The organism is Streptomyces sp. NBC_01498 (assembly GCF_036327775.1).
GTDB lineage: Bacteria > Actinomycetota > Actinomycetes > Streptomycetales > Streptomycetaceae > Streptomyces.
Genome location: NZ_CP109598.1, coordinates 192,732 through 214,969 on the forward strand (window position 1 = coordinate 192,732; position 22,238 = coordinate 214,969).

Here is a 22,238-nt window from a genome sequence, read left to right on the forward strand (position 1 = left end):
ACCTGACTCTCCGTCAGATTCTGACCGCCCGTCACGTCCCGTCGTGCGCGCGCCTCTCGGTCCCTCGGCCCGGAAGGCCGCCACGCCGTGTCGGGGTGTTCCGTCCGGCAATCGCGTCGCCCTCTTCCGTGGATCATCCCGAAAGGCCACCGGCCGTGCGTACCGACCTGCACCGTCAACCCGTGTCCGCGACCACCAGCCCGCTCGGCACCGTGCGCAACCTGGGCATCCTCGCCCATGTCGACGCGGGCAAGACCACCGTCACCGAGCGGATCCTCTATCTCACCGGCACCACCCACAAGCGTGGTGAGGTCCACGACGGCACCACCGTCACGGACTTCGACCCGCAGGAACGCGACCGGGGGATCACCATCTTCGCCGCGGCCGTGAGCTGTACCTGGGACGGTCACCGGATCAACCTCATCGACACGCCCGGCCATGTCGACTTCGCCGACGAGGTGGAGCGTTCGCTGCGGGTGCTCGACGGCGCCGTCGCCGTGTTCGACGCGGTCGCGGGCGTCGAACCGCAGAGCGAGTCGGTGTGGCGGCAGGCGGACCGGCACGGGGTGCCCCGGATCGCGTTCGTCAACAAGCTGGACCGGGCCGGGGCGGATCTCGACGCGGCCGTGGAGTCGATCCGCCGGAGGCTGCATCCGGCGCCGCTGGTGGCGCAGATGCCCATCGGTACGGAGGACGGTTTCACCGGTGTGGTGGATCTGCTCCGGATGCGCGCGCTTCTCTGGTCCGGCGGCGACACGGACACGTACACGGAGGGTCCGGTGCACGAGTCCCTGACGGCGGAGGCGCTGCGGCGCCGCCGGGTGCTGGAGGAGGCGGTCGCGGAGCTGCACCCGCTCGCGCTGGAGGAGTTCTGCGCCGAATCGACGCTCTCCGCACGGACGTTGGCGACGGCGCTGCGTGACCTGACCCGTACCGGCGAGGGGGTCGTGGTGCTGTGCGGTTCGGCGTACCGCAACCGGGGGATCGAGCCGCTGCTGGACGCGGTCGTCGCGTATCTGCCGTCACCGCTGGACGTCCCGGCGGTGCGCGGCACCGCCGACGGCGCTCCGGAGGGCGGTCCCGCCGGCACGCGGGAGCGGGCCGCCGATCCCGGGGCGCCGTTCGCCGCGCTGGTGTTCAAGGTCCACTCGACCGCCACCGGCCGGCTGACGTTCCTTCGGGTGTACTCGGGCACGGTGGAGAAGGGAGACGTGGTGCTGGACGCGGGCGCGCGGCGTACCGAGCGGATCAGCCGGATCCTGCGGGTCCGGGCCGACCGCCACGCCGAGGTGGACCGGGCGGTCGCCGGGGACATCGTCGCGGTGGCCGGGGTCAAGGCCGCCCGCGCGGGTGCCACCCTCTGTGCGCCGTCGGACCCGCTGGTCCTGGAACCGCCGTCCGTGGCCGAGCCGGTGGTCTCCGTGGCGGTCGAGGCGCTCCGGCGCACCGACGTCGACCGGCTGGCGACGGCGCTGGCGCGGCTGGTCGAGGAGGATCCCTCGCTGGCGGTACGGACCGACTCCGAGACCGGTCAGACGGTGCTTTCGGGCATGGGTGAGCTGCATCTGGAGGTCGCGGTGGAGACGGTGCGGCGCGCCCACGGGCTGGACATCGGGATCGGCAGGCCCGAGGTGGCCCACCGGGAGACGGTCACGCGGGGCGTGTCCGGGCTGGTCCACCGGCATGTGAAGCAGGACGGCGGGGCCGGGCAGTTCGCGCATGTCGTCCTCGACGCCGAGCCGTTGGGGCCGTCGGCCCCGGGCACGGACGGCTCCGGCGGGACGGCGGAGTTCGAGTTCCGGTCGACCGTGGCCGGCGGGCGGGTGCCCCGGGAGTACGTCCGGGCGTTCGAGGCGGGCTGCCGGGACGCGCTCGCCCACGGGCCGCTCGGCGGGCATCCGGTGACCGGCGTACGGGTCACGCTGACCGACGGCGCGACGCATGTGAAGGACTCGTCGGAGATGGCGTTCCGTACGGCCGGACGCAACGCGCTCCGCGAGGCGTTGCGGGCCTGTGCGATGACGCTGCTGGAACCGGTGGTCGAGGTCACCGTGACCGTCCCCGACGACGCCGTCGGCGGGGTGCTCGGCGATCTGGCGGCCCGGCGCGGCCGGGTCTGCGGCTCGACGGCGCGCGGGGGTACGGCCGTGGTCACCGCGACGGTGCCGCTGGCCGAACTGTTCGGCTACGCGACGCGGTTGCGCAGCCGGACGCAGGGCAGGGGCACCTTCACGGCCCGGCCCACCGGTTACGCCCCGGCGCCGGGCGCGGCGGCCGACGGCCCGTAGCGGGGGGACGGCCGTCGAGGACGGGGGGAGGCCCCGCCCGGACCTGTGTCCGGGCGGGGCCGTCCCGCTTCCGTACGGGTCAGCGCACCGGCGCCCCCGGACCGAGGGGGATGCCGAGCGCCCACCACGCCAGGAACAGCAGCGTCCAGGCGAGGGTCATCGTGACGGCGAGCGGCAGCGTGTACGAGGCGAGCGTGCCGATGCCCGCGCTCTTGCGGTACCGCTGGAGGAAGCCCAGCGCCATGATGAAGTAGGGGCTCATCGGGGTGATGGCGGTGGAGCCGGAGTCCGCGATGCGGAACAGCGCCTGGGTGGTCTCCGCGGGCACGCTCACCAGCATCAGCATCGGGACGAGTACCGGCGCGGCCAGCGCCCACATCGCGGAGCCGCTGGTCACCATCACGTTCACCAGTGTCAGCAGCAGCAGGATCAGCAGGAAGACCACGACGATCGGCAGTCCGCTGGACTGGAGCGCCTCCGCCGCCCGGACCGCGAGCACGTCGCCGATGTGGGTCCACTCGAAGTACGCCAGGAACTGGGCGATCGCGAAGAACAGCACCAGCACGGGCGCCATCTGCTTGATGCCCTCGGCCATCAGCTTCGGTACGTCGGCGGCCCTCTTGATCGACCCGGAGCGCACGCCGTAGACGATGCCCACCAGTCCGAAGAGGAAGGCGACGACCGCGGCGATGCCGTCGAGGAACGGCGACTCCACGATGCTTCCGCCCTCACCTCGCAGCGGCGAGCCGGTCGGCAGGAGCACGGCGGTCATGACGACGACGGCCGCCAGCAGCGTGCCCACCGCGCGGCGCAGCGCGGAGCGTTCCCGGTCGCTGAGCGTGAGCTGTCCGAGGTCGTCCAGCTCGGCGTCGGGGTCGGCGTCGAGGTCGGGCCGCTTGCTGAGCACGTACTTGGTCACCAGCGTGATCACGACGGCGAGCAGGAACGAGGAGGCGATGTTGAAGAACCAGTTGCTCAGCGGTGACACGTACGCGTCGTCCCCGCCGACGATCTGCGCGGCGGCGGTGGTGATGCCCGCGAAGATGGCGTCGTTGGGGGTGGGCAGCGGACTGGCGTCGTACCCGGAGGCGATCGCGGTGTACGCGACGACGATGCCGAGGATCGGGGACTTGCCGACCGCGCGGAAGGCGAGCCCGCCGAGGGGTACGAGGATGATGTAGGCGGCGGCCGACGCGACGTGGGCGACCGTGCCCGCGAAGGCGACGGCGAACACCACCCACGAGGCGGGGACGCGCGAGACCCCGACCTTCATCAACGCGGCGAGGAATCCGCTGCGTTCGGCGACGGCGACACCCATGATGACGACGACGATGGTCGCCATCGGCGGGAATGTGGCGAAGTTCTCGATCATCGTCGAGACCGCCATGGCGAGGCCGTCGCCGCTGAGCAGGTTCTGCACGGTGACGGTCTTGTCGTCGGCCGGGGAGACGACCGAGACGCCTCCCGCCGCGAGGAGGGCGCTGACGACCGCCAGGATCCCGGAGAGGATCCAGAACAGCCAGAAGGGGTGGGGCAGGGCGTTGCCGGCGCGTTCGATGACGCCCATGGCGCGGATGATCAGTGGCAGCCGGGGCTCGCCGGGGCTCTGGCCCGTCGCGCCGGGGGTGCCCGGTATGCCTGGTGGTGCGGGGGTCGGGGTGCTCATGAGCGGCTCTCCTTACTGGGTTCCCGCGTCAGCGGACGGTGGATCTCGGGGTCCGGTGCTGGCGCAGGAACGGCCACATCACCTCGTGCGCCTCGATGGTGTGGGTGGCGTATCCGCCGCCGCTGTAGCTGTCCTCACCGGGCCAGGTGTGGCCGCCGTCCTTGACGGCGACATGGGTGACGTCGGCCCCGTGGTCGCAGCGGGAGTAGCTGGTGATCGTGATGTCCGGCTCGATCACGCGGGTGCGTGGGCGGGACCGGCAGTCGTTGCGGTCGGCCCAGCCGGCCGTCCAGTCGGGGAGGGCGGGCAGTCCGCGCTCGGCGTCGCCCGCGTAGGGGATGGTGGCGTCGCCCGTGCCGTGGAAGTCGATGACGGGGACGGGGCGCGAGGGCCGGCAGTTCTCGCCGGTGTCGGGGTAGAAGGCGCCGGCGACGGGGGCGACGGCGGCGATCCGGTCGGCCATCCGGCAGGCCAGGAGGTTGGTGAAGCCGGCGCCGTTGGACTTGCCGGTGGCGTACACGCGCCGCTCGTCGACGCAGAGGGTGCGGCTCAGTTCGTCGATGAGGTCGCCGGTGAAGGCGACGTCGTCCACGCCGGGGGCGGCGTAGGGCGCGCCCTGCCAGGCCTGCCGGTCGCCGTCGCCCGTGCCGATGACACCGTTGGGGTAGGCGACGATCGCGGGCAGGTTGGACAGTCCGGAGAACTCCTCCGTGCCGACGCCGGTGTTGCCCCGGCCGTGGAAGGCGAGCACGACGGGCCAGTCGTGGCGCGGGGTGTAGTTGGCCGGAAGGTGGAGCTGGTACGTACGGGAGAGCCCGCCGCTCGCGACGGTGCGCAGGGCGCTGGTGCCCGGCTGCTGCGGTGCGGGCTTGCGGCAGCCGTCGGCCTTGGCCGAGGTGGCCGGAGCGGCCTTGGGTGCGGCGGCCGTCGCCGTGACGGGGGCGAGGGCGGTGCCGACGAGGGCGAGTCCGGCCGCTGCCACGGTGGTGCGCAGCAGGGCGCGGGTACGTCCGGGGCTGGGGCGTCGGCCGCGGGACGGGGACTGCTTCATGACAGGCTCCTTCTGCCGTACGGCCCGGGGAGGGGCCGCACGGCCGGCTGGGGACGGGGGTGCGGGTGTGGGTGATGACGTCGTGGGGGTGTCCGGTCCGGGGCGGTGCCGGTCCGGGGTACGGGGGCGCGCGGAAGCGCGCGCGGGGTGCGGGGGGGCGGATCAGGGGCGTGCGCGGCGGGGGGAGCGCGCGGGAAGTGGTGGTGCCGGGCGGGCCTCAGGGGCCCGTCAGGTGTCCAGCCACTCCTTGACGAAAGCGGTGATACGGGACACGGCCGTGTCCACGATGGCCTGCCCGGCGGCGGCGGTGGCGCGGCGGGGATCGCCGAGCACACCGTTGGCGCTGAGCCGGTCGTAACTCACCGTGAGCGCGGGGTGGCCGCGCCGGGCGAGGCGGGAGAGCGGATCGAGGTCGGCGGTGGCCGTCGGTCCGGGGGTGAGGCGGTCGGTGTGGACGAGGTGGGGCGCGAGGTGCAGCATCTGCGCCGTCTCGGCCTCGCCGCTGTGTCCGTGGACCTCGCCGACGCGCAGGCCGGCCACGGCGTCGGGCGCGAGCGCGGTGAGCGGGGTCCAGGCGAACTGGAGGTCGGGGCGGGTGACGAGCAGGTCCTGCGCGACGGTGCCGAGGGTGGCGTTGTTGCCGCCGTGTCCGGTGACCACGAGGATCTTCCGCCAGCCGTGCCGGTACAGGCTGTCGACGTACTCCCGTACGACGGCGGCGAACGTCGTGGTGGTGAGCGTCATCGTGCCGGCGAAGGCCAGATGGTGCGGGGAGACGCCGACCGGCAGGGACGGGCCGATCACCGCGCGTCCGCCCAGTTCGGCGGCGACCAGGTCGGCGACGGCCTCGGCGCGGACGGTGTCGGTGGCCATGGCCATGCCGGGACCGTGCTGTTCGAAGGCGCCGGCCGGCAGGATCACCACCGGGCCGGTCGTCACGGCCTCGGCCGCCTCGACGGTCGTCATGTCGGCGAGCCGCCACGGGATCCGGGCGGGGGCCGCGTCGGTACTCCCGCTGATTCCGCTGCTTCCGGCGGGTCCGGTGCTCTCGTCGGGTGCGGTGGGTCGGGTGCTCACTTCTCCGCCCCTTCCGATGCCGCGCGGCCGGTGCCCGTCCCTTGGGCGGGTGGTGCGCCGGGTCCGTCGGCGGGAGAGCCGAGCGGGGGGTCCGCCGGGAAGTCCGCGACGAGGACCGCCTCGCGGATCGCCGCCAGATGCGTACGGGTGAGCCGCTCGGCCGTCTCCGCGTCCCCGTCCCGTACCGCCTGGAGGATCTCCAGGTGCTCGGCGTGGTCCCGCGCCCGGTCGTTGTACCGGTGCCGGATCTCCACCTGGTCGTGGGCGCGGACCTGGAGCAGGGCCTCGACGGCCTCGCGGAGCAGGGTGTTGCCGCTCACCGCGGCCAGCGCCACATGGAAGTGGACCGACCGGCGCAGGGACTCCTCCGGCGGGTGCAGCGCGTTGGAGGCGGCCGACTCCAACTCCCGTACGGCGTCGGGCATCCGTACCCGCGCCGCCGCGGCGGCGACGGCGGGCTCCAGCACGAGCCGGGCCTCGACCAGTTCCAGCACCGAGGCGCGGGTGCTGCGCGGCAGATGCGGGTTGGCCATCAGCCTGCGGTCGATGCCGGGGCCCACATAGGTGCCGGATCCGTGCCGGAACTCCACCACTCCGGTGGCCTCCAGCCTGCGCAGCGCCTCGCGCACCGTGGGTGTGGTGACGCCGAAGCGGCGCGCGAGGTCACGGGAGGACGCCAGGGCGTCCCCGTGACCGAGGCGTTCCGAACGGATGATCTCGACGATGTTGTCCGCCAGACGCTCGGACAACGACAGCTCACTGCGACTCATAAAGTGAATAGATCACTTGATCTCTCGCGGTGTCAATGGGTGTGACAGCTACTTTCCGCGACGACGGTCCGTCACTTGCGGACCTGCTCGCGCACGCTGTCGACGCTGCCGCAGTCCGCCGCCAGCTGCCGGGCGCGCTCCTCCCGGAAGACGGCGCCGAGTTCCGCCCTAGGCTCGGCGCTCACGTTCTCGCGCGCGCCGTTGAGAATCGTCCGCTCCTCCTCGTCGAGATGGTGGTTGACCGCCTGGACGAGGCTCTCCAGCTTCTCGTCCCACTCGGCCGAGCCGACCTCGTCGGTCTCCAGCAGGTCGAGCAGCGCCTCGTTGCCCTCGTCGTGCTCCTCCTCACCGTGCTCGACCTCGTCGTTGTCGATGTTCTTGAAGCGGCGCAGCGCCGGGTAGACCTCCGTCTCCTCGGCGCGGGCGTGGGCGATCAGCAGCGCCGAGAACTCGCGCAGCGCCGCCGCGCGGTCCGCCTCCACGCTCCGCATCCTGCGGAACAGGTCCTCCATGGTGCGGTGGTCCCGGAGGATCAGCTCTACGACGTCGTGCTCGGTGCTCATGGGGCTCCTTCGATCGGTTTCTCGGCCCGTCGGCCCGGCCGTCGCCGAGATCCTCGTGGTGCTCGTCGCGGCCGTTGTCCCGCTCGTGTGCCCGCGATCCGCCGTCCCGCACCGTTTCCGTCACCCGCTGCGATCGGGACCGGCCCGGGTCGGTCCGGTCGCCGGACCGACCGCCGGACCGACCCGGGGGACATATCGGGCGTATTCTGAAGGTCTCCGGTCGTGTTCCCCATGGCGCGCCGCCAGGACGCGGGCGGGAGCCCTCCCTGGGAAAGGATCGAGTCATGGCCGACGAGGCACGGGGCGACGACGTGTACCAGCCCGAGAACTCGGACGTGGACAACGGCCCCTCCGACGATCTCGACCTGGAGAACGTGATGGACGAGCGCGGACTGGACGAGATGATGACGGAGGGGTACTCCCCGCCGGAACGTCCGCTCGGCGTGACCAAGTACGGCACCACCGGCGCGGAGCAGCGCGCGGGCGAGTCGCTGGACCAGCGGCTCGACCAGGAGGTCCCCGACGTGGCCCCGGAGACGGGCGACGGTGTCGGGGACGTACCCGGCGGAGAGGGCGAGCCGAGGGACGCGCAGACCGGCGGGGAGCGGGCCGGACGGCTGGAGCCGGTGATCGACATCGCGCCCCGGCGGCACTCGGACGTGAGCGCCCGCGACGTGGGGATCGACGGCGGCGCCGCGTCGGCCGAGGAGGCCGCCGTGCACCTCTCCCCGGACGAGGACACGTCCCCGTGACGGAGCGGGACCGGCTGGAGCGGTATCACGGGCGGCGCCGGTTCGACACCACCGACGAGCCGCGCGGCGGGCGGAGCGGTCCCTCGGACGCGCTGTCGTTCGTGGTCCAGATCCATGACGCCCGCCGGACGCACTTCGACTTCCGGCTGGAGGTCGACGGCGTTCTCAAGTCCTGGGCCGTGCCGAGGGGCCCGTCGACCGACCCCGGTGACAAGCGGCTGGCGGTGCCCACCGAGGACCACCCGCTGGAGTACCGGGAGTACGAGGGCGTCATCGCCGCCGGGGAGTACGGGGCGGGCCCGGTCATCGTCTGGGACGAGGGGACCTACCGGCCGCTCGGGGCCGAGGGCCCCGCTGCCTTCGCCGCCGCCCTGGCCCGGGGGCACGCCTCGTTCCGGCTGGACGGGCACAAGCTGCGCGGCGCGTTCGCGCTCACCCGGTTCCGCGGCGGCGGGGACGGGTCGTCCGAGGAGGCGTGGCTGCTGGTGAAGCGGACCGGGACGGGCAGTACGCGCGGCGCACGCGCCACCCCCGACCCGCGCCGGGCCCGCTCGGTACGGACCGGCCGGACACTTCGCCAGGTGGAAGGGGGTACGCCGGGGCGTGCGATGCCGGATCATGGGAGCCGTCGCGTTCACCGATCCGAAGGCAACGACCATGCTTGACGCCCCACCCGACCCGGCGGCCGGCCCGGGTCTCGACGCCGGCGACGTCCGCCGTATCGCCCTGTCCCTGCCGCGAACGGTGGAGCGGGAACTGTGGTCCATACCGACGTTCCACGTGGCGGGAAGGATGTTCGTCACGGTGCCCGACGAGGGGACGTCGTTCGCGGTCCGCTGCCCGAGGCTGGAGCGTACGGAACTGATCGCGGCGGAGCCCCACAAGTTCTGGGTGCCGCCGCACGAGGCGGGCTCCTCCTGGGTACGGGCCCGGCTGGGCGCGCTGGAGGACGAGAGCGAGCTGTACGACATCCTGGTCGACTCGTGGAAGCAGGCGGCCCCGGCGGACCTCGCGGAGTCCTTCGAGCACTGACCGGCGACCGGCGCACGACCTGCCGCGAACAGGGACAACGGGCGCGCCGGCGTGCGACCGATGAGTTACGGGGCGCCGGGCGGTCGTACAGGCGTACCGCAGCGACCGATCTCCGCACCCACAGGAGCCACCGATGACCCCCGACGCCACCGTCCCCCCGGCCGACGTGCCCCGTACCGCGCCCCGTCCGGTCGAGGCCAACGGCGTACAGCTGTGCGTCCAGACCTTCGGCGACCCCGCCGACCCGGCCGTCCTGCTGATCGGCGGCGCGACGAGTTCGATGGACGGCTGGGACGAGGAGTTCTGTGCCCGGATCGCGGCGGGCGGCCGGTATGTCGTCCGCTACGACCAGCGCGACACCGGCCGCTCGGTCACCTGCCCGGCGGGCGCCCCCGACTACACCTTCGCCGACCTGATGGCGGACGTGACCGGTCTGCTCGACGCGCTGGAGGTGGGCCGGGCCCATCTGGTGGGCGTCTCCATGGGCGGGGGTCTCGCGCAGTGTCTGGCCGTGGCGCGTCCCGAGCGCGTCGCGTCGCTCACCCTCGTGGCCACCAGCCCGGCGGGTCCCACCGAGGCCGAACTGCCGCCCCCGGCCGAGCGCGTGCGCGCGGTGTTCACCGATCCGGCGCCCGATCCGGACTGGTCGGACCGCGCGGCCGTGATCGCGTACCTGGTCGAGGGGGAGCGGCTGCTCGGCGGGGCGGCGCCGCTCGACGAGGAGGCGGCGCGGGAGCGGGCGGGCCGGATCGTCGACCGCAGCACGGACATCGAGGCGGCGATGAAGAACCACTGGATCCTCCCGGAGGCCGAGGACCCGGTCACGGTCCGGCTGGCCGACGTGGCCGCGCCGACGCTGGTGCTGCACGGCACCGACGATCCGTTCTTCCCCCTCGGCCACGGGCGGGCGCTGGCCGAGGGGATTCCCGGTGCCCGGCTGGTCGTGCTGGACGGGGCCGGTCACGAGCCCCCGCCGGCCCGGGTGTGGGACACCGCGATCCCCGCGATCCTCGCGCACACCGACCGGACATGACCCCGGATCACTTCACCCGGACGTGATCCCGGGCCTCCTTCACGCGGACGGGGTTCGGACTACTTCACTTCGTTGAGACAACCCGTCCGCACGTCGAAAACAAATCCGCGAATCGCGTCGGTGTGCGGAATGAAAGGATTGGCGGTGATCCGACGAATGGACTGGCGCACCTCCTGCTCCAGATCCGTGAAGGCCTCCACCGCCCATTCGGGACGGATTCCCGTCTCATTTTCGATCTCACGTTTGAAATGATCGTCGGTGATCGTCATCATTCCGCACTCGGTGTGATGGATCAGGATGATTCTCCGCGTCATCAGCTCCCGCTGGCTGACCGCCAGGGAGCGGATCGTGTCGTCGGTGACCGCTCCCCCGGCGTTCCTGATGACATGCGCCTCACCCTTCCTGAGCCCGAGAATGCGGTAGACGTCCAGCCGCGCGTCCATGCAGGCCACCACGGCCAGACCACGGGACGGAGCCGCCGGGAGCGGTCCCGTGAACGCCTCGGCGTAGCGCGCGTTGCCGGCGAGAATCTCGTCGGTTACGGACATGACAAACCCACTTTCACAGTCGATGACGGAATGACGGTAAAGGGCTGAAATTCGAACATGGGAAGCGTCGGACCGGCTCTCCACCGTTTCGCAATACTCCGGCAACAAAGGGCGTGTGTTGCCGGAGCATTTCAGCTTCGTGGCCATTCACGCGGCGCGCTTCCCGTCCCGCCGGAACGCCTTTACCGTCCAGGAGAACGCGTCGGTCCGCCCGCCGCGGCGCCCCATCAGCCCCCTCTTCCGTGCGAGGCCGTCACCCATGAGCCAGCCCGTCGACTCCGTCACCGCCGGACACACGCCCGACGACGTCTCCCGACAGGACCCCGGCGCCGCCTGGTCCTTCGAGACCAAGCAGATCCACGCGGGTGCCGGGCCCGATCCGGCGACCGGCGCCCGCGCCGTGCCGATCTACCAGACGACGTCCTTCGTCTTCCGGGACACCCAGCACGCCGCGGACCTCTTCTCGCTGGCCGAGCCCGGCAACATCTACACCCGTATCCACAACCCCACGCAGGACGTCTTCGAGCAGCGGATCGCCGCGCTGGAGGGCGGCGTCGCCGCCGTGGCACTGGCCTCCGGCCAGGCCGCCGAGACCCTCGCGATCCTCAACCTGGCCCGCGCCGGCGACCACATCGTCTCCAGCACCTCTCTGTACGGCGGGACCTACAACCTGCTGCGCCACACCCTCCCCCGCTTCGGGATCGAGGTGTCCTTCGTCGACGACCCGGACGACATCGACGCCTGGAGCGCCGCCGTACGCCCGAACACCAAGGCGCTGTTCGCCGAGACCCTCGGCAACCCGCGCGGCAACGTCCTCGACGTCCGGGCGGTCGCCGACGCGGCCCACGGGGCCGGGGTGCCGCTCATCGTGGACAACACGGTGCCCACGCCGTATCTTCTGCGCCCGATCGAGCACGGCGCGGACATCGTCGTGCACTCGGCGACCAAGTTCCTCGGCGGCCACGGCACCACCATCGGGGGTGTGGTGGTCGACGCCGGGACCTTCGACTTCGGCGCGCACAGCGAGCGGTTCGCGGACTTCCACACCCCGGACCCGAGCTACCACGGGCTGCGTTACTGGCCGGACCTCGGGCCGGGCGCCTTCGCCGTCAAGCTGCGGGTGCAGCTGCTGCGCGACCTCGGCCCGGCGCTCTCGCCGCACTCCGCCTTCCTGCTGCTCCAGGGTGTCGAGACGCTGAGCCTGCGGGTCGAGCGCCACACCTCCAACGCCCTGGAGCTGGCGCGCTGGCTGGAGCGGCGCGACGAGGTCGCCGCGGTGCACTACCCGGGTCTGGAGTCCAGCCGCTGGCACTCGGCGGCCGGGCGCTATCTGCCGCGCGGCGCCGGCGCGGTCCTCTCCTTCGAACTGCGCGACGGTGTCGAGGCGGGCAAGCGGTTCGTGGACGCGGTGGAGCTGTTCAGCCATCTGGCGAACATCGGTGACGTACGGAGCCTGATCATCCACCCGGCGTCGACCACCCACAGCCAGCTGGACGAGGAGCAACTGGCCGCCACGGGCACCTCGCCCGGCCTGGTGCGGCTCTCGGTCGGGCTGGAGTACGTGGACGATCTGAAGGCCGACCTGGAGACGGGGTTCCGCGCCGCCAAGGCCGCGTCCTGAGCACCACGAGGGCGACCGAGCTCCCCCTCCCGCCGGCCACCGGGGCCTGGCGGGAGGGGGATCCGCCGGGTCGCCGCGCCTGGCTGACGTCGGCGGAGCCGCTGCCGCTGGAGGGCGGCGGGTCGCTGCCCGGGGTACGGATCGCGTACGAGACGTGGGGGCGGCTCGCGGCCGACGGGTCGAACGCCGTGCTGGTGCTGCACGCGCTGACCGGGGACAGCCATGTCGCCGGTCCCGCCGGTCCGGGGCATCCGACGGCCGGCTGGTGGGACGAGCTGGTCGGCCCCGGCAGGCCGTTCGACACCCGGCGGTGGTTCGTGGTCGCGCCCAATGTGCTGGGCGGCTGCCAGGGCACGACGGGGCCCTCGTCCGCCGGGCCGGACGGGGCGCCGTGGGGGCCGTCGTTCCCGTACCTGACCCAGCGTGACCAGGTCGCCGCCGAGGCCCGGCTGGCCGACGCGCTCGGCGTCGGGCGCTGGGCCGCGGTCGTCGGCGGCTCCATGGGCGGGATGCGGGCGCTGGAATGGGCGGTGGGCAGACCGGAGCGTACGGGATCGCTGCTGGTCCTGGCGTGCCCGGCGGCGGCGTCGGCGGAGCAGATCGCCTGGGGCACCGTACAGATCGAGGCGATCCGCTCCGATCCGGACTGGCGGGGCGGTCGTTACCACCGTGCCGGGCCGGGCGGCGGTCCGCACCACGGGCTCGGGGTGGCGCGCCGGATCGCCCATGTGACGTACCGCAGCGAGCCGGAACTGGCGGCCCGGTTCGGCGGCGGGGCGCAGTCGGGCGAGGATCCCCGGCGGGGCGGGCGCTATCAGGTGCAGTCGTATCTGGACCATCACGCGGACAAACTGGTGCGCCGGTTCGACGCGGGCAGCTATGTGGTGCTCACCGAGGCGATGAACGGGCACGACGTGGGGCGGGGGCGCGGCGGGACGCGCGCGGCGCTGAGCCGGGTCCGGATGCCGGCGATCGTCGCCGGGGTCGACTCGGACCGGCTCTATCCGCCGTCGCAGCAGGCCGAGTTGGCGGCGGCGATACCCGGGGCCGACGGGCTGCGGATCGTCGGGTCGCCGTACGGGCACGACGGTTTCCTGATCGAGACGGGGCAGGTCGGCGCACTGGTGGAGGAGTTGCTGGGGCGGCTCTGAGCGGGTGGGGCGGTACGGCGGCGGGCGGGGCCTCGTCGGCACGGGGGTGACGGGCGGGTTCCGTCCGGGCGGGCCGTTCCGGCGACGGGTGGGCGGTCGGGGGCGGCGGTCGGCGGGCCGGGGCGATCGATCGGGCGATCTGGTCGGGTGAACCACCGCCCAGCCTGCCGATCAAGATAATCCGATCATGTTTGAGTATCTTTCATGAAAAATCGCCTGAAACTCAGCACGTTCCTGGTCACGACGAGCGCGTTGGTGATGGCGGCCGGTCCGCTGCCCAGCACGGCGGGACCCGCCTCGGCACAGCCCCACCTCGCGCCCCTGCACCGCTCGGCGGCCCCGCTGGGCGACCGCTACATCGTCTCCATCGACGCCGCGTTCGACGCGAACACGCTGCTCAACCGCGCGGGGGTGAAGCCCCTGTTCACGTACACGAGCGTGCTGCGCGGTTTCGCCGCCGACCTCAGCGCCCTCCAGCTCCGCACCGTCCGGGCGACGCCCGGCGTGACCGCCGTCGAGGAGGACTCCGAGATCAAGGCGCTGGAGAGCGCCCCGTCGAACAGCCGCGTCCCGGCCTCGTCCTGGGGTCTGGACCGGATCGACCAGGAGGCGCTGCCGCTGGACGGCCGGTACACCGCGAAGGGCACCGGCAAGGGCGTCACCGCGTACATCGTCGACACGGGCATCGAGTACGGCCACGAGGAGTTCGGCGGGCGGGCGAAGCCGGGTTACGACGCCGTCGGGGACGGCCGTGACGGCGCGGACTGCCAGGGGCACGGCACCCATGTGGCGGGCACCGTGGCCGGCCGAACGTACGGCGTGGCCCCCGAGGCCGACCTGGTGAGCGTCCGCGTCCTGGACTGCAAGGGCAGGGGCGCGTGGTCCGGCATCCTGGCGGGCTTCGACTGGATCGCCGGCCACGCGAAGCAGCCCGCGGTCCTCAACGGCTCGCTCGGCGGCCCGAAGTCCGTCGCCGTGAACACCGCGGCGACCGCGCTGGCGAGGAAGGGTGTGCTGCCGGTGCTGGCCGCAGGCAACGACGGGGTCGACGCCTGTACGGTCTCGCCGGCCTCGGCCAAGGGGGTCGTGACGGTCGGCGCGACCGACCGGACGGACAGGCAGACGAGCTTCTCCAACCACGGCGAGTGCCTGTCGCTGTACGCGCCGGGCGCCGCCATCGTGTCGGCCAGGCTGGGCGGCGGCAGCACCCCGCTCGACGGCACGTCGATGGCCTCTCCCCATGTCGCGGGCGTGGCCGCGCTCCACAAGGCCGAGCACCCGGACGCCACCGCCGAGGAGCTGGCCCGCCGGCTCGACGCCGCGGCCGTCGAGGACCGGCTGTCCTCCGTCACCGAGGGTTCGCCGAACCGGCTGCTGTTCACCGACGGGCTCTGACGGGACGGCGCCGCCGGCCGGGCGGTACGGCCGGGGGCGGCGGGAACCACGGGCGGCAGATGCGGGCGGCACCCGCACGGCCCATGAAGAAGCGATTCAGCAGCCGCTGTTCGAGGGATCGACAGCCCCGCCCGGAGAACATGCGCGCGGGGCGGGACAGTCTTTCGGCGACCTGTTCCACCCCACCCGCACCATAGGAGTGTTCTGTGCGACTTCGTACCAGTGTCGCTGCCACCGTCGGCGCTCTCGCCCTCGTCATCACCCTGCCGTCCTCGGCCGGCGCGGCCGAGGGTGCCTTCACCTACCAGCACCTCAACCAGGCCGGCATGGAGCGGATCGCGGGCCTGATGGACCCGCAGAGCCGCGAGTGCATCACGCTGCCCGAGGTCAGGGACGGGGCACCGGCACACAGCCCCCGCAACCACACGAACGCCACGGCGACCGTGTTCGCGGGCGTCGACTGCGAGGGCCCGCACTTCAGCCTCCGGCCCAACGGGGGCCACGCCTCCGAGCGGCTGAAGGTCCGTTCGGTCGTCTTCAGCTGACCGGCTGACCCGCCGGACCCAGGACCGGCGGGGTCCCCGCGGCCGAGCCGTGCGGACCCCGTCGACAGCCGCCCCGCCACGAGCGACACGCCCGTGCCGGGGCGGCGCCATGTCACCACCGTGCCGGGGGCGGGCCCGGGGGTCAGGCGTACTCCCGCTCGTTCGGTGTGAAGATCAGGTTGCGGCTCTTGTGGGGGCGGTCGCCCGTGATCGGCACCAGATCGCCGTTCGACTCGGAGATCCAGCGGAAGGTGTAGTCGAGCCCTTCGAAGGGTTCGGTGAGCTTGCTCAGCAGGGACTTGTGCAGGGCTTCGAGAATGATGACGGGCCGGTCGCGCTCGATGACGCGCCGGGCCCCGGCCAGGACGCTCGGCTCATGCCCCTCGACATCGATCTTGATCAGGTCCACGGGGGTGTCCCCCATGACCCCGTCGACGGTGACGAGCCGGACCCGGGTCGTGAACGCGCTCGCCACCGGCTTGGTGAACTCCTCCAGCGAGGAGCCGGTGGACAGCAGGTTCGACAGCGGGAAGCGGATGTTGATGTCGGCGATGCCCATGTGGTCCGACACCCCGTTCTGGTGCAGTTCGAGGTTCTTCAGACCGTTGGCCCGGTGGTTGACGGCCAGCCGGGCGTGGATCGGCGGCACCGGCTCGAAGGCGTGCACCTTCGCCCCGGGCGCCGCGAGGGCCGCGATCATCGCGTAGTAGCCGACGTGCGCGCCGACGTCGACGACCGTACGGCTGCCGGCGGCCAGCCGGCTCCAGTGCCCCAGGCTGGCCGACTCGTAACCGAAGCGGCCGTTCCACACGGTGTCGAGCGCGACGGCCTCGTCGTTCGCGCAGAACATGACGAACGGCGGGCAGTGCTCGGACTCGATCTCGGTCCAGCCGAAGTACGGAAAGCCCTTGCGGTGCTTGGTGAGGATGTCGGACGTGCTGACGGGCCTGACCCGCGCCGCCTCCCGCTCCGTCCGCCGGTTCGTCTCGTCGAGATCGCGGATCCGGGTGCCGGCACGCGCGGCGTCCGGCCGGCCCGGCCCTGCCTTCCCGGGACTCACGCTTGACGAGATCTTGCGGAGGATCTTCACGGGGCTCCTTGGATGTGCGGGCGACCAGGGGTAGGGCGATGCTGTCGACATCGGGTGAGCACGGAGTGTTGAGGTGATGAACGGGGAGCGAACCATCCCGTCCCGGCCGGGCCGCTCCCCGGGCGCGCCGACGGAAAGACGGGGTGACGGCCCGGGGCGCGGGTTAGCGTCCCCCCATGGCCAACGACACCCACGCACGGTTCGGCAGGATCGGTATCTGGAGTTCCGCCCTGCACCCCTCGGATCCCGCCGGTCTCGCGGCGGCCTCGGCGGCGGTCGCCGAGCTCGACGCGCTCGGCTACGGCACGGTCTGGATCGGCGGCAGCCCCTCGCTCGACCAGGTCCTCCCCGTCCTCGCGGCGAGCAGCCGCCTCACGGTCGCGACCGGCATTCTCAGCATCTGGGAGCACACGGCTCCGGAGGTCGCCGAGCGGACGGCGCGGATCCAGCGGGACACGGGCGGCCGTTTCGTCCTCGGGCTGGGCGTCAGCCACGCCGGGTTCACCCCGCGCTACGCCCGGCCGTACTCCGCCATGGTCGAGTACCTCGACGCCCTGGACGCCGCGCCCGACCCGGTGCCCGGCGGGCAGCGGGTCCTCGCCGCGCTCGGCCCGAGGATGCTGAAGCTCGCCGCCGGGCGCGCGGTGGGCGCGCATCCGTATCTCGTCACCGTGGAGCACACCGCCGAGGCCCGCGCGGCACTCGGTCCGGACGCGCTGCTCGCCCCGGAGCTCGGCGTCGTGCTCGACACGGACCTCGACCGGGCGCGCGCCGTCGCGCGCGACGGGCTGGCGATGTACCTCGGGCTGCCCAACTACACCGACAATCTGCTGCGGCTCGGCTTCCGTGAGGGCGACTTCGCGGACGGCGGCAGTGACCGGCTGCTGGACGCGCTCTTCGCGCTGGGGGACGCCGGGACGGTGCGTGACCGGGTCGGCCGGTACCTGGAGGCGGGCGCCGATCATGTGGCGCTCCAGGTGCTGACGGGCGACCGGGGCGACCGTCTGCCGCTCGCCGAGTGGCGCACGCTGGCGTCGGCGCTGGAGCTGGCCCCGCGCGGCTGACGGACCGTCACCGACGCCGCCCGCAAACGGACATGGCGGGTGCGGGCGGCTTCACGTAAGCGAACGGGCCCGTACCGCTCCGTGAGAAGAGGAACGCGCCGGCTGCCGTGGGCGGCCGGCGCGCGGTACGCGGAGAGCGGTCAGACGCGCTCCAGCACGACGACGGGGATCTCCCGGTCCGTCTTGGTCTGGTACTCGTCGTACGCGGGCCAGACCTCGGCCATCCGCCGCCACATCTCCGGCTTCTCCTCCGGGGTCGCGGTGCGCGCGCGGGCGGTGAAGCGGTCGCCCTTCACCTGGACATGGACCTCGGGGTCCGCCTGGATGTTGAGATACCAGAGCGGGGGCGCGTCCGCGCCGCCCTTGGAGGCCACGACGAGCAGGCCGTCGCCGTGGGTCAGGTAGATGAGCGGGGTGCTGCGCTGTTCGCCGCTCTTACGGCCGGTGGTGGTGAGGATCAGCGTGGTCGTGCCGTTCTCCCACTCGTGGCCCACCTCGCCGTCGGTCTCCTGGTAGCGCTCGACGTGCTCTTTGCCGAACAGCATGTGCCGTCCCCTTTCCGGTTCACGCTCCGCCCGTCGCGTCCCCCCACGGGGATCCGCCCGGACCTGTGCGCGTCCGACCGTAGCAACGTCCTTGGCCCCGGGGGCGGTTGTACGGCGGACGCCGCGCGCCGCGCGACCGGCGCGGGTTCGCCCGGTACGACAGAAGTCGGCGCCGGACCCGGAATTGGGTATTCCGATGTGGTGATTCCGTGGTCAATAAGGAAATCTTCCGAGTTGTAACGTGTCGGCGACGGCGCCGTCCCAGGTATGCCATTTGCCGACGACTTCCGGCGACTTCACATATGCGTACGGGGAACCGTATGCGTCCTCGTAGGCATGCCCGGACGCGACACGGGCCGGCGGACGCAGGCCGCCGTCGGCGTATCCGTCGTTGATATCCACCTCGTCGAGCAGCGAGGGGCTGGCCCGGTCCATCCGCAGGGCGTCCACGGATTCCGCGAGAAGTTCGTATTCCGTGGTTTCGTCGTGGGTGGCGACCCGAATGAGATGACCCGCCGCCAGATGTTCCGCGACCCGGTCCTGATGGTCCCGATTGTCACGCCAGGCGCGCAGCATCTGGGGAACATCGGGCACGTTGTCGGCCAGTGGGGCCAGCGCCCGCGCGGGAAAGGCGCTGTTGTCGGGGCTCGGATCGAGGCGTTCCGCAATCCAGGTCGCCCGGTCCCGTAACCACCACAGTGCAAGTGACAGAGTGGGTGCGCGATACGTTCCCAGGGGGACGCCTATACGCTGACCGCCACTGACTCCGTAGGCGGTGACATGGCACAGGAATTCGTCGTGCACGGCCGCTCTCCTCGCGCCGTTCAGCGGAGACCGGGTGGGTGGCCCGGAACATAATGCCGAGTGTTCGAGTGCGCGGGACGGGGCGATTCCGGAGCAAGGAATGAATGATCGTCCGGGAGCGCCCCGACGTTTTATTATCTGGTTCGCCGACGCACTGTCACGGCATCATTCTGGCCAGACTTTCACGGTGTTAATCCTTCTCCCGGCAGAATGTCGGTCCCCGGGACATCCCCCGCGCGGCCCCGGCCCGCCCGGGGGATGTCCACCGACCGCCTTGCACCGCGACGACCTTGACGTTCACTCTGTGAAGTAGCAGCGAAACGCTGCGGAATCGGACACCAGGGGGAGCAGGGCGATGGGGAGAGACAGTGACGAGAAGGGGACGGGGCCGGAAGCGGGCGACTCCGCCCCGCAGGACGTGACGAGCGCGGACACGGGACCCGGGGAACCCCGTGACGCCGTACCGCCGCCGAGGCCGGCCGGACCCCCGGCCCCGCAGTCGCCCGCCTTACCGCCCGTCGTACCGCCGGCCCGGCCGCCGGTCGCCCCGCCGCCGCCCGGCGGGCCGTTCGCCCTCGGACCTCCCCCGCCCGGGGAACCGCCCCGGCCGGCCGCACCCCCGACGCCCGTCGGGCCGCCGACCGCGCCCGCCCGGGTGGCCGCCGTCGCGCTGCTCAACCTCACGGGTCTCGGGCTCGGTTACGCCCTGCTCCGCGACCGGCTGCGGCTCGTCCTCGCCCTGGCCGTGACCGGGCTGTTCCTGTTCCTCCTGCTGCCCGCCGACACCGACGGCGCGCCCGGCCCGCTGGTCCTGCTGTACCTCCTGGTGCTGGTCGGCGCCGCCGTCGACGGGGCGCGACGCGCCCGGGTCCCGGCGCCGCGACCGCCGCTGCTGCTCCCGGCCCTGCCGCCCGCCGTGGCCGTCGCCCTGGCACTGGTCCTGCTCGCCCTGCCGGTGGGCGGGGCCGTCGCCTACGAGGCCGCGCGCCAGGAGGCCGTCGAGCGGATGCTGCTCGGCCGGCTCGCCGAGGCCGACCGGAAGGTCGAGGCGACACGCGCGAGCGGGGGAACGAACAACGCCAAGAGGGTGGGGTTCACCTCCGCCCTCGGCGTCTACCGTGAACTCGGCGAGAAGGAGGGGGATTCGAGGGCGGGCAGGCTCGTGCCCGAGCGGCTGGAGGCGTTCTACGACGCGGTCTCCGTCCCGTACGCAGAGAAGGAGTACTGCGACGCCGTCGACGCCCTGGCCTATCTGCGTGACGTGCCCGACACGGTCGACAGGAAGCTGCTCGGCAAGCTGACCACCTGGCCCGACACGCCGTTGGCCACCTCCCTCCTGGAGTGCGGGAAGCTGGGGCTGGCCCCGGGCCAAGCGGGCACGAACGGCACCGATCTGGCCGAACTCCTCGCCACCTTCCCGGACTCGGCGCAGGCGGCCGAGGTCGGGCCGGCCGTCTCCGCCGCCATCGAGCAGCGCACCGGTGAACTGGGCGGAACCGATCCCTGCGCCACCACCGCGCAGTTGCGGAGCATCGCCGTCCTGGTCGACTCCTTCGAGACGGACACCGTGGCGCTGAAGAAGAGCGCGGCGTCGGCCGTCGAGTCGGGGACCTACTCCTGCGGGGTGGACCAGTTCAAGGACAAGCAGTTCGACGAGGCCCTGGAGACCCTGACCTCGTTCGGGTCCACCTACAAGGACAGCGCCCGCAAGGACCGCGCGCGGGACATCGCGATCGCCGCCGAGATCGCCACGGAGCGGGCGGCGGCCGGCAAGCGGCTCCCGCCCGCGAGCGCGCCCGGCGGCGCCCGGCTTGAGGTGGTGATCAGCAATGACTCGTCGGACGCGGTCGAGATCCTCTACACCGGGCCCGTGACGGGCACCGTCAAGATCAAGGCGTGCGGGGGCTGCGAGAACTACACCAGTTACGACGCCGCCGACCGCGCCTGCAAGGGCTCCGGCAAGAACTTCCCGAAGAAGACGCTGCGGCTGCCCGTGGGCGACTACCACTTCCTCCTCAAGCACTCCGGGACGGCGGCCGACGAGGTCACCAGCACCGCCGACGGCATGTCGATCGATCCCGGGTACTCGTACACGTACTGCAGTTACGTGGTCGAGACGAGCCCGCTGGACCCGAGCCCGTTCGACCCGCTGGACCCCATCGTCCCGCTGGACCCGCTGGAGTCGCTGACCCGGTAGCGCGGCGGGCCCTCCCGTAGGATCCACGGCATGGGAATGAGCTGAGCACACGAGCGTGGTCCGTGACCACCACCTGCCGCCCGGCAGCCGCCGGGCCGCGTTCGTGTGCCGTCAACTCCCAGGGAGAACAAGCCCCGTGTCGTACGTATCGCCGTCCCCCGTCCTGAACCGCCGCGTGGAGCGGCTGCGTGAGATCGCCGAGGCCGAACCACGGCTGGAGGGCGTCCTGTTGTACGGGTCGTGGACCCTGGGCGAGTCGGACGAGCACTCCGACATCGACGCCTGCCTGTTCGTACGGGACGCGGACGCCGACCGCTTCGACGGGCCGGAGTTCGTGGCCCGGCTGGCGCCGCTCAGGCTCGCCCACCTCAACACCCACGGCGTCCTCGCCGTCGTCTTCGACGACCTGATGCGCGGGGAGTTCCATGTCGATCCGGCGGGGACGGGCATCGACCTCGTCGCGTCCTGGCAGGGGAAGGTCCATCTGCCCGACCCCGGCTCCGCCGTGCTGCTGGACCGCAGCGGGCGGCTGACCGCCGTCGCGCGGCGGCTCGCCACCTTCCGGCCGCCCGAACCGGTCGCCACGGCACAGGAGTTGTGCGACGAGCTCGCCAACTGGACGCTGATGCTGGCGCATGTGCGGGCGCGGGGTGAGAACGCGCGTGCCCACAACCTGCTGCACGCGGTCGTGTCGCCGCTCCAGCTGAAGCTGTGCCGGCTGCTGCGCGGCTCCACGGCCCACTGGCTCACCCCGAGCCGCGCGCTGGAGCGGGACCTTCCGGCGGCCGATGTGGCCCGTCATCTGGCGACGACCGGCGGGGCGGGGCCGGAGGAGCTTCGCGCGGCGGCGCGGGAGGGCTGGCGGTGGAGCCGGGAGCTGGCCGCCGAGGCGGCGGAGCGCTGGGGCACCCGGCTGCCGTACCGACTGCACGACGAGATCGCCGAGTTGCTGACCGCGCGGAGCCGCTGACCCGGTGCGGCGCGGTGGTACGCGGACCGGCGCGGGGCCCGTCGCCGGGTCCCCCGTCCGGCGGCCCACCCGGCCT

Annotated in this window: 20 protein-coding genes and 1 pseudogene; 12 read left to right on the forward strand and 9 right to left on the reverse strand. The window is 72.5% G+C overall.

What is annotated here, in order from left to right; translation table 11 throughout:
• Positions 1–182: 182 nt before the first annotated feature.
• On the forward strand, positions 183–2,288 hold the full coding sequence (fusA, locus tag OG875_RS00615; protein WP_443079032.1) for an elongation factor G: 2,106 nt from the start codon (positions 183–185) through the stop codon (positions 2,286–2,288).
• A gap of 79 nt (positions 2,289–2,367) precedes the next feature.
• On the opposite strand, the gene OG875_RS00620 is transcribed toward fusA, so the two are convergent.
• From OG875_RS00620 to OG875_RS00640, 5 genes are all read right to left on the reverse strand, one after another.
• Positions 2,368–3,954: an AbgT family transporter gene (locus OG875_RS00620; RefSeq protein WP_330172217.1), complete on the reverse strand. Its 1,587-nt coding sequence runs from the start codon at positions 3,952–3,954 to the stop codon at positions 2,368–2,370.
• A 28-nt stretch (positions 3,955–3,982) separates the two neighbouring features.
• Positions 3,983–5,005, reverse strand: a complete 1,023-nt coding sequence (locus tag OG875_RS00625) for an alpha/beta hydrolase family esterase (protein ID WP_330172218.1) — start codon at positions 5,003–5,005, stop codon at positions 3,983–3,985.
• Positions 5,006–5,233: 228 nt separating this feature from the next.
• Entirely contained in the window at positions 5,234–6,082 is an 849-nt protein-coding gene (locus OG875_RS00630; RefSeq protein WP_330172219.1) for a creatininase family protein, read from the reverse strand.
• A complete protein-coding gene (locus tag OG875_RS00635; protein WP_330172220.1) occupies positions 6,079–6,852 on the reverse strand; it encodes a FadR/GntR family transcriptional regulator in 774 nt (257 codons plus the stop codon). Before OG875_RS00635 ends, OG875_RS00630 begins: the two co-directional genes overlap by 4 nt.
• Positions 6,853–6,923: 71 nt before the next feature.
• On the reverse strand, positions 6,924–7,415 hold the full coding sequence (locus OG875_RS00640; RefSeq protein WP_330172221.1) for a hemerythrin domain-containing protein: 492 nt from the start codon (positions 7,413–7,415) through the stop codon (positions 6,924–6,926).
• 284 nt (positions 7,416–7,699) lie between these two features.
• On the opposite strand from OG875_RS00640, the gene OG875_RS00645 reads away from it, so the two are divergent.
• From OG875_RS00645 to OG875_RS00660, 4 genes are all read left to right on the forward strand, one after another.
• Complete coding sequence (locus OG875_RS00645) at positions 7,700–8,167, forward strand: DUF5709 domain-containing protein (RefSeq protein ID WP_330172222.1); 468 nt, start codon at positions 7,700–7,702, stop codon at positions 8,165–8,167.
• Positions 8,164–8,832, forward strand: a complete 669-nt coding sequence (locus OG875_RS00650) for a DNA polymerase ligase N-terminal domain-containing protein (RefSeq protein WP_330172223.1) — start codon at positions 8,164–8,166, stop codon at positions 8,830–8,832. Before OG875_RS00645 ends, OG875_RS00650 begins: the two co-directional genes overlap by 4 nt.
• Positions 8,825–9,199, forward strand: coding sequence for an MmcQ/YjbR family DNA-binding protein (locus OG875_RS00655; RefSeq protein WP_330172224.1), 375 nt, complete (start codon positions 8,825–8,827; stop codon positions 9,197–9,199). Before OG875_RS00650 ends, OG875_RS00655 begins: the two co-directional genes overlap by 8 nt.
• 133 nt (positions 9,200–9,332) lie before the next feature.
• Positions 9,333–10,232 carry an alpha/beta fold hydrolase gene (locus OG875_RS00660; protein ID WP_330172225.1) on the forward strand — a complete coding sequence of 300 codons (900 nt, stop codon included), beginning with the start codon at positions 9,333–9,335 and terminating at the stop codon, positions 10,230–10,232.
• A gap of 59 nt (positions 10,233–10,291) precedes the next feature.
• Here OG875_RS00660 and OG875_RS00665 read toward each other — a convergent pair whose 3' ends face one another.
• Positions 10,292–10,780, reverse strand: a complete 489-nt coding sequence (locus tag OG875_RS00665; protein ID WP_330177544.1) for a beta-class carbonic anhydrase — start codon at positions 10,778–10,780, stop codon at positions 10,292–10,294.
• A 259-nt stretch (positions 10,781–11,039) separates the two neighbouring features.
• On the opposite strand from OG875_RS00665, the gene OG875_RS00670 reads away from it, so the two are divergent.
• The 4 genes from OG875_RS00670 (at position 11,040) to OG875_RS00685 (ending at position 15,492) form a co-directional block, all read left to right on the forward strand.
• On the forward strand, positions 11,040–12,401 hold the full coding sequence (locus tag OG875_RS00670; RefSeq protein ID WP_330172226.1) for a bifunctional o-acetylhomoserine/o-acetylserine sulfhydrylase: 1,362 nt from the start codon (positions 11,040–11,042) through the stop codon (positions 12,399–12,401).
• Entirely contained in the window at positions 12,398–13,552 is a 1,155-nt protein-coding gene (gene metX / locus OG875_RS00675) for a homoserine O-acetyltransferase MetX (RefSeq protein ID WP_330177545.1), read from the forward strand. The genes OG875_RS00670 and metX overlap by 4 nt, the downstream gene beginning before the upstream one ends.
• A gap of 204 nt (positions 13,553–13,756) precedes the next feature.
• On the forward strand, positions 13,757–14,947 hold the full coding sequence (locus OG875_RS00680; protein WP_330172227.1) for a S8 family peptidase: 1,191 nt from the start codon (positions 13,757–13,759) through the stop codon (positions 14,945–14,947).
• A gap of 206 nt (positions 14,948–15,153) precedes the next feature.
• Positions 15,154–15,492, forward strand: a complete 339-nt coding sequence (locus OG875_RS00685) for a hypothetical protein (RefSeq protein WP_330172228.1) — start codon at positions 15,154–15,156, stop codon at positions 15,490–15,492.
• Between the two features lie 142 nt (positions 15,493–15,634).
• On the opposite strand, the gene OG875_RS00690 is transcribed toward OG875_RS00685, so the two are convergent.
• Entirely contained in the window at positions 15,635–16,582 is a 948-nt protein-coding gene (locus OG875_RS00690; protein ID WP_330172229.1) for an FkbM family methyltransferase, read from the reverse strand.
• 176 nt (positions 16,583–16,758) lie between these two features.
• Between OG875_RS00690 and OG875_RS00695 the strand changes: the two genes are divergently transcribed.
• A complete protein-coding gene (locus tag OG875_RS00695; protein WP_330172230.1) occupies positions 16,759–17,646 on the forward strand; it encodes an LLM class F420-dependent oxidoreductase in 888 nt (295 codons plus the stop codon).
• A gap of 140 nt (positions 17,647–17,786) precedes the next feature.
• On the opposite strand, the gene OG875_RS00700 is transcribed toward OG875_RS00695, so the two are convergent.
• Together OG875_RS00700 and OG875_RS00705 are read right to left on the reverse strand one after the other, a co-directional pair.
• Complete coding sequence (locus OG875_RS00700; protein WP_330172231.1) at positions 17,787–18,191, reverse strand: nitroreductase family deazaflavin-dependent oxidoreductase; 405 nt, start codon at positions 18,189–18,191, stop codon at positions 17,787–17,789.
• 408 nt (positions 18,192–18,599) lie between these two features.
• Positions 18,600–18,995, reverse strand: a pseudogene (locus OG875_RS00705) (hypothetical protein); the annotation flags it as partial.
• Positions 18,996–19,350: 355 nt separating this feature from the next.
• Between OG875_RS00705 and OG875_RS00710 the strand changes: the two are divergent.
• Both OG875_RS00710 and OG875_RS00715 read left to right on the forward strand, forming a co-directional pair.
• A complete protein-coding gene (locus tag OG875_RS00710) occupies positions 19,351–21,192 on the forward strand; it encodes a hypothetical protein (RefSeq protein ID WP_330172232.1) in 1,842 nt (613 codons plus the stop codon).
• Between the two features lie 136 nt (positions 21,193–21,328).
• Positions 21,329–22,162 carry a nucleotidyltransferase domain-containing protein gene (locus OG875_RS00715; protein WP_330172233.1) on the forward strand — a complete coding sequence of 278 codons (834 nt, stop codon included), beginning with the start codon at positions 21,329–21,331 and terminating at the stop codon, positions 22,160–22,162.
• Positions 22,163–22,238 lie beyond the last annotated feature (76 nt).

Excerpts from the sequence above, each read along its gene's own strand:
- OG875_RS00635 (WP_330172220.1), bottom strand. The coding sequence starts at position 6,852 with ATGAGTCGCAGTGAGCTGTCGTTGTCCGAGCGTCTGGCGGACAACATC.
- OG875_RS00680 (WP_330172227.1), top strand. The coding sequence starts at position 13,757 with ATGAAAAATCGCCTGAAACTCAGCACGTTCCTGGTCACGACGAGCGCG.
- OG875_RS00670 (WP_330172226.1), top strand. The coding sequence starts at position 11,040 with ATGAGCCAGCCCGTCGACTCCGTCACCGCCGGACACACGCCCGACGAC.
- OG875_RS00655 (WP_330172224.1), top strand. The coding sequence starts at position 8,825 with ATGCTTGACGCCCCACCCGACCCGGCGGCCGGCCCGGGTCTCGACGCC.
- OG875_RS00665 (WP_330177544.1), bottom strand. The coding sequence starts at position 10,780 with ATGTCCGTAACCGACGAGATTCTCGCCGGCAACGCGCGCTACGCCGAG.
- OG875_RS00640 (WP_330172221.1), bottom strand. The coding sequence starts at position 7,415 with ATGAGCACCGAGCACGACGTCGTAGAGCTGATCCTCCGGGACCACCGC.
- OG875_RS00700 (WP_330172231.1), bottom strand. The coding sequence starts at position 18,191 with ATGCTGTTCGGCAAAGAGCACGTCGAGCGCTACCAGGAGACCGACGGC.
- OG875_RS00710 (WP_330172232.1), top strand. The coding sequence starts at position 19,351 with ATGGGGAGAGACAGTGACGAGAAGGGGACGGGGCCGGAAGCGGGCGAC.
- OG875_RS00620 (WP_330172217.1), bottom strand. The coding sequence starts at position 3,954 with ATGAGCACCCCGACCCCCGCACCACCAGGCATACCGGGCACCCCCGGC.
- OG875_RS00625 (WP_330172218.1), bottom strand. The coding sequence starts at position 5,005 with ATGAAGCAGTCCCCGTCCCGCGGCCGACGCCCCAGCCCCGGACGTACC.
- OG875_RS00645 (WP_330172222.1), top strand. The coding sequence starts at position 7,700 with ATGGCCGACGAGGCACGGGGCGACGACGTGTACCAGCCCGAGAACTCG.
- OG875_RS00660 (WP_330172225.1), top strand. The coding sequence starts at position 9,333 with ATGACCCCCGACGCCACCGTCCCCCCGGCCGACGTGCCCCGTACCGCG.
- OG875_RS00695 (WP_330172230.1), top strand. The coding sequence starts at position 16,759 with ATGGCCAACGACACCCACGCACGGTTCGGCAGGATCGGTATCTGGAGT.